Source organism: Halomonas sp. 707D4, assembly GCF_024158685.1.
Classification (GTDB): domain Bacteria; phylum Pseudomonadota; class Gammaproteobacteria; order Pseudomonadales; family Halomonadaceae; genus Vreelandella.
This window is the reverse complement of record NZ_JAMZBD010000041.1, coordinates 1-11,897: the sequence shown is the minus strand read 5'-3', so window position 1 is coordinate 11,897 and position 11,897 is coordinate 1. Positions and strand designations below refer to the sequence as shown.

At 63.2% G+C, this 11,897-nt stretch carries 10 protein-coding genes and 1 pseudogene; 5 read left to right on the top strand and 6 right to left on the bottom strand.

Going from position 1 to position 11,897, the window contains the following annotated elements; genetic code table 11:
- Positions 1-67 precede the first annotated feature (67 nt).
- The gene (pta, locus tag BIS11_RS03290; protein ID WP_253420151.1) at positions 68-2,254 is read left to right on the top strand and encodes a phosphate acetyltransferase; all 2,187 of its coding nucleotides are present in this window, start codon (positions 68-70) and stop codon (positions 2,252-2,254) included.
- A 78-nt stretch (positions 2,255-2,332) separates the two neighbouring features.
- On the opposite strand, the gene cyoE is transcribed toward pta, so the two are convergent.
- The 6 genes from cyoE to BIS11_RS03260 all read right to left on the bottom strand — a co-directional run bounded on the left by cyoE (position 2,333) and on the right by BIS11_RS03260 (position 8,189).
- Positions 2,333-3,253 carry a heme o synthase gene (gene cyoE, locus BIS11_RS03285; protein WP_253420150.1) on the bottom strand — a complete coding sequence of 307 codons (921 nt, stop codon included), beginning with the start codon at positions 3,251-3,253 and terminating at the stop codon, positions 2,333-2,335.
- Positions 3,211-3,540 carry a cytochrome o ubiquinol oxidase subunit IV gene (cyoD, locus tag BIS11_RS03280; RefSeq protein ID WP_227388370.1) on the bottom strand — a complete coding sequence of 110 codons (330 nt, stop codon included), beginning with the start codon at positions 3,538-3,540 and terminating at the stop codon, positions 3,211-3,213. The genes cyoE and cyoD overlap by 43 nt, the downstream gene beginning before the upstream one ends.
- A 1-nt stretch (position 3,541) precedes the next feature.
- On the bottom strand, positions 3,542-4,171 hold the full coding sequence (gene cyoC, locus BIS11_RS03275) for a cytochrome o ubiquinol oxidase subunit III (protein WP_253420148.1): 630 nt from the start codon (positions 4,169-4,171) through the stop codon (positions 3,542-3,544).
- Positions 4,171-6,147: a cytochrome o ubiquinol oxidase subunit I gene (cyoB, locus tag BIS11_RS03270; RefSeq protein WP_253420146.1), complete on the bottom strand. Its 1,977-nt coding sequence runs from the start codon at positions 6,145-6,147 to the stop codon at positions 4,171-4,173. The genes cyoC and cyoB overlap by 1 nt, the downstream gene beginning before the upstream one ends.
- Before the next feature lie 15 nt (positions 6,148-6,162).
- Positions 6,163-7,140, bottom strand: a complete 978-nt coding sequence (gene cyoA, locus BIS11_RS03265; protein ID WP_253420143.1) for a ubiquinol oxidase subunit II — start codon at positions 7,138-7,140, stop codon at positions 6,163-6,165.
- 287 nt (positions 7,141-7,427) lie between these two features.
- Complete coding sequence (locus BIS11_RS03260; RefSeq protein ID WP_253420141.1) at positions 7,428-8,189, bottom strand: DeoR/GlpR family DNA-binding transcription regulator; 762 nt, start codon at positions 8,187-8,189, stop codon at positions 7,428-7,430.
- A 193-nt stretch (positions 8,190-8,382) separates the two neighbouring features.
- Between BIS11_RS03260 and BIS11_RS03255 the strand changes: the two genes are divergently transcribed.
- The 4 genes and pseudogenes from BIS11_RS03255 to BIS11_RS03240 form a co-directional block, all read left to right on the top strand.
- Positions 8,383-9,228, top strand: a complete 846-nt coding sequence (locus tag BIS11_RS03255) for an outer membrane protein OmpK (RefSeq protein WP_253420139.1) — start codon at positions 8,383-8,385, stop codon at positions 9,226-9,228.
- A gap of 36 nt (positions 9,229-9,264) precedes the next feature.
- A complete protein-coding gene (locus BIS11_RS03250) occupies positions 9,265-10,548 on the top strand; it encodes a NupC/NupG family nucleoside CNT transporter (RefSeq protein ID WP_253420136.1) in 1,284 nt (427 codons plus the stop codon).
- Between the two features lie 106 nt (positions 10,549-10,654).
- The gene (gene deoC, locus BIS11_RS03245) at positions 10,655-11,440 is read left to right on the top strand and encodes a deoxyribose-phosphate aldolase (protein WP_253420133.1); all 786 of its coding nucleotides are present in this window, start codon (positions 10,655-10,657) and stop codon (positions 11,438-11,440) included.
- A 2-nt stretch (positions 11,441-11,442) separates the two neighbouring features.
- Positions 11,443-11,897, top strand: a pseudogene (locus BIS11_RS03240) (thymidine phosphorylase); the annotation flags it as partial.

Sequence of the window (11,897 nt, the reverse complement as noted above, 5' to 3'; positions counted from 1 at the left end):
GGGTGATCCCCACCGACGAAGAGGGCCGCATCGCCCTGGAAACCCGCCAATGCCTGGAGACGTTTCTATGAATAGTACAAGCGATCAACCCCAGGCCATCCTGCTGGTACCTACCAGCGCCGGCGCCGGGCTCACCTCGGCCTGCCTGGGCCTCATCCAGGCACTGGATACCATCGGTCTGAAGGCGGGCTTTCTCAAGCCCTTCATGCAGAACGAGCTCAACGGGCCGGGGCTCGACCGTTCGACGGCGCTGGTCTCGCGCACCCTCAACCAGCGCCCACCCTCGCCGATCTCCCAGGCGCGCCTGGAGCGTCTTCTGCGCGATGACCAGACCGACGAGCTGATGGAGGACGTGGTCGAACTGTTCGACCAGGTCACCCGCCAGGCCTACCGTGACGGCTCGGCACTCGATCTGGTGGTGGTCGAGGGCGTGGTGCCCACCCAGCACACCACCTACGCTACCCAGACCAACGCCCAGCTGGCCCACGCCCTGAACGCGCGCATCATCCTGGTCAGTACCGGGGACCTCCACGAGCCCCAGCGCCTGGCGGAAGAGCTCGACATGCACGCGCGAAGCTTCGGCGGCGTGAGTTCCAAGCGCACCCTGGGCGGCATCCTGATGCGCATGAAGAACCTGCCCTACGGCGGCCACGAGGACGAGCTTTCCGCCGCCCCGGGCACGGTCAAGCCCCAGCTCGAGGAGCCGGTGCTCGAGGAGCTTCGTCGCTACTCGCCCTTCCTGGCCACGGAAAGCTTCCACCTGATCGGCATCGTGCCCCTGAGCAAGACCCTGACCGCCCCGCGCACCCTGGATGTGGCCCGAGCGCTGGACGCTCGGCTGCTCAACGAGGGCGATGCCGCCGGGCGCCGGGTGATGTCGACGAGCCTGTGCGCGCGAAGCGCGGCGAATGCGCTGCACATCTTCACGCCGGGCAGTCTCGTGGTGGCCTCGGGGGACCGCGACGACGTGATCCTCGCCACCGCCCTCGCCACCATGAACGGCACCAAGCTCGCCGGGGTGCTGCTCACCAACGGCTTCATGCCCAACGACAGCATGATCGAGATGTGCCGGCCTGCGCTGCGCACGGGCCTGCCGGTGCTGGCGGTCGAAACCGATAGCCTCACCACCGCCCAGAACCTGACCCAGATCAACCGCGAAATCCCTCTGGACGATTTCGAGCGTGCCGAGCAAGTGGCTCGCTACGTTGCCGCTCACATGGACCTGGACTGGCTCAAGGCCAACCTTTCCAGCGGTTACACCCGACGACTGTCGCCCTCGGCGTTTCGCTTTCAGCTCGTCAAGCAGGCCCAGCAGGTCAAAAAGCGCATCGTGCTGCCGGAGGGCAACGAACCCCGCACCGTGGAAGCGGCCATCATCTGTCAGCGCCGGGGCATCGCGGACTGCGTGCTTCTGGGCCAGCGCGAAGAGATCGAGAACGTCGCCCGCCATCGCGGGCTGACGCTGCCCGAGGAGCTTGCCATCATCGACCCGGAAAGCACCCGGGCAAGCTATGTCGGCCCGATGGTGGAGCGCCGCCGGGGCAAGCTCAACGAGCTCACCGCCGAGGCCCAGCTTCAGGACAACGTGGTGCTGGGCACCATGATGCTCGCCATGGACGAGGTGGACGGCCTGGTGTCCGGGGCGATCCACACCACCGCCAACACCGTGCGTCCGGCGTTCCAGCTGATCAAGACCGCGCCGGAGTACAACCAGGTGTCGTCGATCTTCTTCATGCTGTTGCCGGAGCAGGTGGTGGTCTACGGCGACTGCGCGGTGAACCCGGACCCGGACGCCGAGACGCTGGCGGAGATCGCCCTTCAGAGCGCGCGCTCCGCCGAGGCCTTCGGCATCGAGCCGAGAGTAGCCATGATCAGCTACTCGACCGGCGACTCCGGCAGCGGCGTGGACGTGGACAAGGTGCGCGAGGCGACCCGCATCGCCCGCGAGCGCGCCCCGCACCTGGCCATCGACGGCCCGCTGCAGTACGACGCCGCGGCGATCGAGAGCGTCGGCAAGCAGAAGGCACCGGACTCCCCGGTGGCGGGTCGGGCCACGGTGTTCGTCTTTCCGGACCTGAACACCGGCAATACCACTTACAAGGCGGTGCAGCGAAGCGCACAGGTGGTGAGCGTCGGCCCGATGCTGCAGGGTCTCAACAAGCCGGTGAACGATCTTTCCCGCGGCGCGCTGGTCGACGACATCGTCTACACCATCGCCCTGACCGCGATCCAGGCCGGTCAGCGCAACGGCTGATCAAAGCGTTCATCACGCCCAACGAAAAACGCCCCAAGGCTTGGCCTCGGGGCGTTTTTTTCGGCGGTCACCTGCGTATCAAACCAGCGGCACCACCGCTTCGAGCACCATCACCAGGCTCATCGCCGTGATGGTCAGGATGGAGACGCCGAAGACCTGCTTGGCCCAGCGCACATCGTCGTTGAGACGATAGCCGCGCAGTGCCAGGTAGAGCCAGTAGCAGCCCATCACCAACGCCACGCACAGGTAGCCGATGCCGGCCTGGCTCGCCAGCCCCAGCGCCAAAGACGCGGGAATGAACGCCACGATGTAGCCGAGGATGTGATGCTTGGCGGTCTTGATGCCGCGCACCACCGGCAGTACCGGAATCGACGCCCGCTGATAGTCCGCGTAGCGGAAGATCGCGATGGCGTAGGAGTGCGGCATCTGCCACAGGCAGAAGATCACCAGAAGCGCGATCGCGCCGCTGTCGAAGGTCCCGGTCACCGCGCAGTAACCCACCACCGGCGGCATCGCCCCGGAGAGGCTGCCGACCAGGGTACCGTACTCGGAGTGCCGCTTCATGTAGAGGCTGTAGATGCCCACGTACACGCCCCAGCCGATGACGGCGAGTGCCACGGTCAAGCCGTTGGTGCCGAGTGCCAGGCACACCACACCGCACACGCCCAAAAGCGCCGAGAGCCCCAGCGCCAGGGTGATCGACACACTGCCGCGTACCAGCGGGCGATGGCGCGTGCGCGCCATCAGGGCATCGATATCGCGATCGATCACATTGTTGCAAGCGCAGGCCGAGCCGATGATCAGCGCGATGCCGAGCAGCACCGCGACGAAGGTCATCAGGTCGAACTGCCCCTGGGCGGCCAGGAAGTAGCCCCCGATGGCGGCAATCAGATTGCCGCCGATGATACCGGGTTTGGTGAGCTCCAGAAGATCCTGCCGCCGGCTGGGCATCGTGGTTAGCCGATCATCATGTTGATGTGCAGATGATGCATGATCCACAGGGAGCCTCCTACCACGAGGGCGAGAATCGAGACAGTGAACACGAAGGACATCATGTTCCATCCTTCGTCCGCCTTGGTGTTCAGGTGCATGAACATGACCAGCTGGACCAGCATCTGAAGGACCGCGGTGATGACGATGATCCAGACGGTGACGGGGGTGCTGAACGCACCCATCATCACGGCGCCGAAGGGGATGATCGTCAGGACCAGCGACAGGACCAGACCCAGTACGTAGGACTTGGTGGAACCGTGGGCGCTCGCCGGTTCAATAGAAGCAGAGCTCATCTCAAAGCACTCCCATCAGGTAGACGAAGGAGAAGACGCAGATCCAGACGATATCCAGGAAGTGCCAGAACAGGCTCAGGCACAGGATACGCGGACGCGTGGCGGCATTGATGCCCTTGGTCTGGAGTTGAACCAGCATCACCAGGATCCAGATCATGCCGAAGGTGACGTGCAGGCCGTGGGTGCCCACCAGCGTGAAGAACGCCGAGAGGAAGGCACTGCGGTCCGGACCGTACCCTTCATGGATCAGGTGATGGAATTCGTAGACTTCCATCCCGAGGAACATCAGGCCCAGCACGAAGGTCACCACCAGCCACATCTTCAGCTGGCCGACCCGGTTGGCGTTCATGGCCAGAACGCCCATGCCGAAGGTGAAACTACTGATCAACAGGGCAAAGGTACCGAACAGGATCAGCGGCAGCTCGAAGATGTCCGCGCCGGTCGGCCCGCCCGCCGTGCCCCTCATGAGCACGGCGTAGGTGGCGAACAGCGTTCCGAAGATCACCAGGTCACTCATCAGGTAGACCCAGAAGCCGAATACCTTGGTACCCGCTACATCGTGATGCTCGTGGTGATCATGATCCTCGTGGTCACCCGCATGGGCGCCGTGGTGCAGTGTATCTGTCGCCATTACGAGTGTGCCTCCACACGCTTGAGATGCGCCTGTTCGATCCGCTCGACTTCGGCGGCGGGCACATAGTAGTCGATGTCGTCGTTAAACACGCGGGCCAGGAAGCTCACCAGCGTACCCACGGCGCCGACGATCGCCAGCCACCAGATATGCCAGATCATCGCGAAGCCGAAGATCATGGCGAAGACGCTGATGATCGGACCGGCATGGGTGTTCTTGGGCATGTGGATATCGTGGTAGGCCTTTTGCTCCGCCTGCTCGAGACCGCGCTGCTTCTGGGTCCAGAAGCTGTCGATGTCACCCACGGTCGGCTCGTGCGCGAAGTTGTAGAACGGCGCCGGAGACGAGGTGGACCACTCGAGGGTACGGGCATCCCACGGGTCGCCGGTGACGTCGGCGTTCTTCTTGCGATCACGCACACTGACGTAGAACTGGATGATGGTACAGGCGATACCACAGGCGATCAGGACCGCACCGACCCAGGCCACGATCATCCAAGGCTGCCATTCGGCGTTCGGGTAGGACTGCATGCGACGCGCCGCACCGTAGAAGCTCAGCACGTAAAGCGGCATGAACGCGGTGTAGAAGCCGATGATCCAGAACCAGAAGGAGCGCTTGCCCCACTTCTCGTCCAGCTTGAAGCCGAAGGCTTTCGGGAACCAGTAGGTCAGACCCGCCAGCATGCCGAACAGAACACCGCCGATGATCACGTTGTGGAAGTGCGCGATGACGAACAGGCTGTTGTGCAGCACGAAGTTCGCCGCCGGCAGAGCCAGCATCACCCCGGTCATGCCACCGATGGTGAAGGTGATGATGAAGCCGAGCGTCCACAGTACCGGAGAGGTCATCTCCAGACGGCCACGGAAGATGGTGAAGATCCAGTTGAAGACCTTAACCCCGGTCGGGATCGCGATGATCATCGTCATGATGCCGAAGAAGGCATTGACGTTGGCACCGGCGCCCATGGTGAAGAAGTGGTGCAGCCAGACGATGAACGAAAGCACGGTGATCGCCACGGTCGCCCACACCATGGTGTGGTAGCCGAACAGACGCTTGCGGGCGAAGGTCGCGATGACCTCGGAGAACACACCGAAGGCCGGCAGGATCAGGATGTAGACCTCAGGATGCCCCCACGCCCAGATCAAGTTGACGTACATCATCACGTTGCCGCCAAGCTCGTTGGTGAAGAAGTTCATGCCGAAGTAACGATCCAGCGTCAGCATCGCGATGGTCGCCGTCAGAATCGGGAACGAGGCGATGATCAGGATGTTCGCGCAAAGCGAGGTCCAGGTGAAGATCGGCATGCGGAACAGCGTCATGCCCTTGGTGCGCATCTTCAGGATGGTGACGAAGAAGTTGATACCGGTCAGGGTCGTGCCGATACCGGATATCTGCAGCGCCCATATCCAGTAATCCACCCCGACCCCGGGACTGTACTCGATCCCTGATAGCGGCGCGTAGGCGAGCCAGCCGGTGGTTGCGAACTCACCCACGACCAGGGAGATGTTGATCAGGATGGCCGAGACCGCGAACAGCCAGAAGCTCAGGTTGTTCAAGAACGGGAAGGCAACGTCACGGGCACCGATCTGCAGCGGTACCACCAGGTTCATCAGACCGATGACCATCGGCATCGCCACGAAGAAGATCATGATCACGCCGTGGGCGGTGAAGATCTGGTCGTAGTGATCCGGGGGTAGAAAGCCCATGGAACCGCCGGCGGCCACCATCTGCTGGGTCCGCATCATGATCGCGTCGGCAAAGCCGCGCAGCAGCATGACCAGCGCCACGATGAAGTACATGATGCCGAGTTTCTTGTGATCCACCGAGGTGAACCACTCGTTCCACAGCCAGCCCCACTTACGGAAGTAAGTGATAGCGGCCACCAGTGCGATGGCACCGAGAATCATCCCTATGCCCACGACCACGATAATCGGGTCGTGGAAGGGGATTGCGTCAAAGCTTAGTTTACCGAACACGGCTTACCCTCCCGCCTAATTGCTGATGAGTTGGCCATCCTCGGCCACCTCATCTTCTTGGTTTTCGGTCGTTTGATAGGCTTCATTGCTATCGACGGCTGGAGCGCGATCTGCATCCTGAGTATCGGTTTCCGGGTCGGTGCCTGTATGGAAGCTGCTGACCAGACGCTCGTAGAACTCCGGTGTCACGCTGGAGAAGTACTGGACCGGATCGAACGAGGAGCGCTCGGCGAGCTCGGAATAGCCTTCCGGGAACGTCAGCTCGTTGGGGGACGCCGCGACGTCCGCGACCCATGCCTCGAAGTCCTCGTCGGAGGTCACGTAGGCATCGAAGACCATGCCGGCGAAGCCCGCACCGCTGTAGTTGGTGGAGCGACCCCAGTAGGTACCGATCTCGTTGCCGATCAGGTGGACGTCATTGTCCATACCCGCCATGGCGTAGATCTGGGTACCCAGGCGCGGAATGAACAGCGAGTTCATCACCGAGCCGGAGCTCACGCGAAAGCGTACCGGCGTGTTGACCGGAATGGTGACTTCGTTGACCGTGGCGATGCCCTGCTCCGGATAGATGAACAGCCACTTCCAGTCCAGCGAGATCGCCTGGATCTCGAGGGTCGGCTGATCGCTTTCGAGCGGGCGGTGAGGGTCGAGCTCGTGGGAGGAACGCCAGGTGATGACCGCCAGGATACCGACGATGACGACCGGAACCAGCCACACGATGGCCTCGATCACGTTGGAGTGTGCCCAATCCGGAAGGTACTGCGCGACGGTGTTATTGCGCCGATAGTGCCAACCGAAAGCGATCGTGAGCACAATGACGGGAATAACCACGATGAGCATCAAGCCAAAGGCACTGAGAATCAGCGAACGCTGCGCTTCACCGATATCGCCCTTGGGATCCATCAGGGCCGAGCTACAGCCTGCCAGCAGCAAGCACAGCGCAAGGAGCACGAAGAACGTGCCGCGCCTGCGCCATTTGGAGGGTTGTTGCATGGTGCGATCTCGTCAGAGTTGCGTTACAAAACCGGTCACTACACAGCGCGTCAGACGCCAGGCCATGATAGCGGACCAACTAGCACCCCATATTTTTCCTAGAGCACTAGGCGCAACGCCTGATTACACCGGGAAAAATATGCGCTACCGCATGGGGTTGGTAGCGAACTTAGCGTGCGCTTGACGCACAAACAAAGGCAGCGATATTTTCTACCGATCGACTGCGCGCAGAAAGCGACGCATTGCCGCACCCTGCCCGAAAAAAACCGCTAGATACCGCGCCTTGGCTAAGTGATTGCGATGCCCGTCACGCACGGCAAGCCCATCTCAAATCGCTTTGAAATCTGCTCGTCGTCGGTGACCACCACATCGAAGTCGCTAAGAGTAGCAAAATAGGCTGGTCGAACGACACCCATTTTGCGCCTATCGACGACTAAAATTCGCCGCGCGGCGGTGGCGATCGCCGCCCGCTTGGGCGCCACTTCGTGAAAGTGAAAGCAGCTCACGCCCTGCCTTGCGTCCACGCCTGCGGCGGAAATCAGCGCCTTGTTGATGCCGAGGCGCCGGATCTCGTCGGCCACGCCGTCGCCGCCAAAGGATTGCGAGGCGCCGTAGTAGAGCCCGCCCATAAGGATGAGTCGCACCCCGGGCAGCGTCGCCACCTGGTTGGCGACGTTCAAGGCATAGCTCACCACGGTGAGTTCGGAAAAACGCGCAAGCAAGGGAAGCAGCGGCTGCAGGGTAGAGCCGCAGTCGATGAACAGCGTGTCACCCTCCTCGATGAAATCCAGCGTGCGCTGGCAAAGGCGATGCTTCACCGCGTGCCCCAGCGCCTCCTGTTCGGTGAGATCGTAGACCGGAGGCATCGACGCCACCTTGAACAAGCGCCCGCCCATCAGGGCGATCAGCCCCGGGCTCGCCTGAAGATCACGACGAATGGTCATTTCGCTCACCTGGCAAAGCTTCGCCGCGTCACGAAGGTGCAGCACCCCCTGGCAGCCCAGCGCTTCCTTCAGACGCTCGAAACGCTGTTCCCGACGTTCGCTCATGCCCCCTCCCCCGTTGTTCGAGCCCCCGTTCACGAAATGTCGACGGTCGCCGCAAACCGGTGTTAAAAACTTAGCACCGAATGTTATAATTTTAACATTCGCCAGCCCGCACCCGACAATACTCAGCGCGCTCCTGTTGGAACCGCTTACAACAATCACACTGCGGTCGCGCTACGACCATCTAGAGGCCTCAATGACTACTCGACGTTCTACCCGATTCCCGCGCCCACTCCTTCAAGGCGGGGTCGGCACCTTGCTGGCAGGCGCCTTGCTGACACCGGCATTCGCAAGCGATGAGGCCGCAGGCACCTTCGACCCGCTCTGGTCCTTCGGCAACGTTTCGGTGAACTACCTCGACTGGTCCAGCGGTACCGAACGACGCACCGCCGGCAATGCTGCCAAGAGCGACTTCACCTACGTCGAGATCGAAGGCGCGGTGGGTTTCCACTGGGGCGAGTTCTACGGCTTCTTCGATTTCGAGAACCCGACCAACGACCAGTTCGACGAGTCGAGCGGCGGTCAGGACAACTTCCGCACCGCGGGCAAGGTGACCTCGCACATTTATCTCGGCGACACGCCCTTCTCGCTTTACGCTCACGTCTACGATTTCCGCGACTACGGCTTCGATGGCCGCGAGCAGGACCAGATCCTGGGGCTTGGCTATCGTACCACGTTCGACAACGGCCTCTGGTTCAAGCCCTTCATCGGCCCGGCGCGGGTGCAAAGCGATGGCTACACCGGCATGAACGGCTACATGGCCGGCTGGGTGGCGGGCGTCGATTTCGATGCCTTCGACCAGAACTTCAGCGTGACCAACTGGCACGAGCAGACCTTCGACCGCGATCGCGACTACCTCGAGCAGAACTACGTCAACGGCACCGCCGGCAGCACCGGCACCAACGGCGCCGTGGGCCTCTGGTGGCATCCGATGGCCTTGATCACCACCGGCGTGCAGTATCGCTACTCGAACAACAAGCTGGGCGCGCCGGACGTTTACCAGAACGCCATGATCTACTCGGTCAAGCTCAACGTCCTCTAACCCGAAGCGAGCCACGCGAACTCGAAGGATCTCCCTATGACACTCCTGATGAGCCTGGTCGGCATGGTCACCCTGGTCGCCATCGCCCTGCTGTTCTCTTATGACCGCAAGTCCATTCGCCTGCGCACGGTGCTCGGCGCCTTCGCCATCCAGGCGGGCATCGGCGCCTTCGTGCTCTACATTCCCTTCGGCCAGGTGTTCCTGGAAACCATCTCCAACGGGGTGAGCCAGGTGCTGGTGTATGCCAACGACGGCATCGGTTTTCTGTTCGGGGGCCTTGGTGACGTCGACAACGTCGGCTTCGTGTTCGCCGTGAAGGTGCTGCCGGTGATCATCTTCTTCTCCTCGCTGATCGCTGTGCTCTACTACCTCGGCATCATGCAGTGGGTGATCCGCATCCTCGGCGGAGCGCTGCAGAAGGCGCTGGGCACGTCGCGCACCGAATCGCTCTCGGCCACCGCCAACATCTTCGTCGGCCAGACCGAAGCGCCGCTGGTGGTGCGCCCGTTCATCGCGCGCATGACGCCGTCGCAGCTCTTCGCGGTGATGTGTGGCGGCCTCGCCTCGGTCGCAGGTTCGGTGCTGGCGGGCTACGCCCAGCTCGGCATTCCCATGGAGTACCTGGTGGCGGCGTCCTTCATGGCCGCCCCGGGCGGGCTTCTGTTCGCCAAGCTGATCATGCCGGAAACCCAGGACAACCAGGACGGCGACGACGTCACCAAGGTGGACGAGGAGCTGCAGGCCCAGGAGGACAAGCCCGCCAACGTGCTCGACGCGGCGGCCGCCGGGGCGACCTCGGGGCTGATGCTTGCCGCCAACGTCGGCGCGATGCTGCTGGCGTTCATCGGCCTGATCGCGCTGATCAACGGCATCCTCGGCGGCGTGGGCGGCTGGTTCGGCTTCGGCTCGCTGAGCCTCGAGATGATCCTCGGCTGGCTGTTCGCGCCGCTGGCGTTTTTGCTCGGCGTGCCCTGGGCGGAAGCCACGCTTGCCGGCTCCTTCATCGGCCAGAAGATCGTGGTCAACGAGTTCGTCGCCTTCATCAACCTCGCGCCCTACATCGACGGGGAACAGGTGGTGGCCGCCACGGGTCAGACCATGAGTGCGCACACCGCCGCGATCCTGTCCTTCGCGCTGTGCGGCTTCGCCAACCTCTCCTCCATCGCCATCTTGCTGGGAGGACTTGGCAGCATCGCCCCGACCCGGCGCAACGAGATCGCCCGCTTCGGCGTCAAGGCCGTGCTGGCCGGCACGCTCTCCAACCTGATGTCGGCCTCGATCGCAGGCTTCTTCATCGCCCTGGGAAGCGTGGCGGCGTAAGCCCGCCGCCACGCGGGGAAACGGGCACGCCGCAGGGGTGCCCGTTCGCTTTTCAAGGGCTTTTTTTCATTCTTCATTACTGTCTTTCATTCAACGCGAGAACGCCATGACCGCCCCCACTGACCTGACCCACGCCGCCAAGCAAGCGCTCGCCCTGATGGACGTCACCAGCCTCAACGACGACGACACCGACGCACGCATCGAGTCGCTTTGCCAGATGGTCAAGACCCCGGTCGGCACGCCCGCCGCCGTCTGCGTCTACCCGCAGTTCATCGTCACCGCCGCGCGCGCCTTGACCGCCCACAACCTGAGGGATCAGGTCAAGATCGCCTCGGTCACCAACTTCCCCGCCGGCGGCGACGACATCATGGGCGCGGCGCGGGAAACCCGCGAAGCCGTGGCCTCCGGCGCCGACGAAGTCGACGTGGTGTTTCCCTACCGCGCCCTGATGGCCGGCGATGAAGAGACCGGCCGCGAGCTCGTGGAGATGTGCAAGGCGGCCTGCGGCGACCAGGCGATCCTCAAGGTGATCATCGAGTCCGGGGAGCTCAAGACGCCCGAACTGATCAAGCGCGCAAGCGAACTCGCCATCGAAGGCGGCGCCGACTTCATCAAGACCTCCACCGGCAAGGTCGCCACCAACGCCACCCTCGAGGCCGCCGAGATCATGCTCGGTGCCATCAAGGCAAGCGGCCGGGATGTCGGCTTCAAGGCCGCCGGCGGCGTGCGCACCGTCGCCGAGGCCGCCGAGTACCTGACACTCGCCGCCGACCTCATGGGCCCGCACTGGGTCACGCCCCAACACTTTCGTTTCGGCGCCTCGAGCCTTCTGGGAGACGTGCTCGTCACCCTGAACGCCGGCGCCGCCGCCCCGCAACAAGGAGGCTACTAATCATGGCGCACCTGCTCCCCCAGGAATTCATCCGTCTCAAGCGCGACGCCCAGGCGCTACCGTTCGACGAGATCAAGCACTTCGTCCAGGGCATCGCGGACGATCGCATCAGCGACGCCCAGATCGGCGCCTTCACCATGGCGGTGTACCTGAACGGCATGACCCGCGAAGAGGTGGTCGCGCTGACCACCGCCACCCGCGACTCCGGCCACGTCATGCAGTGGGACTCGCTGAACCTGCCGGGCCCGGTGGTCGACAAGCACTCCACCGGCGGCGTGGGTGATCTGGTGTCACTGGTGCTCGGCCCCTGGGTCGCCGCCTGCGGCGCCTTCGTTCCGATGATTTCCGGGCGCGGGCTCGGCCACACCGGCGGCACGCTGGACAAGCTGGAGTCGATCCCGGGCTACGACCCCTACCCCGCCCCCGAGCGCTTCGGCCAGATCGTCCAGTCCACCGG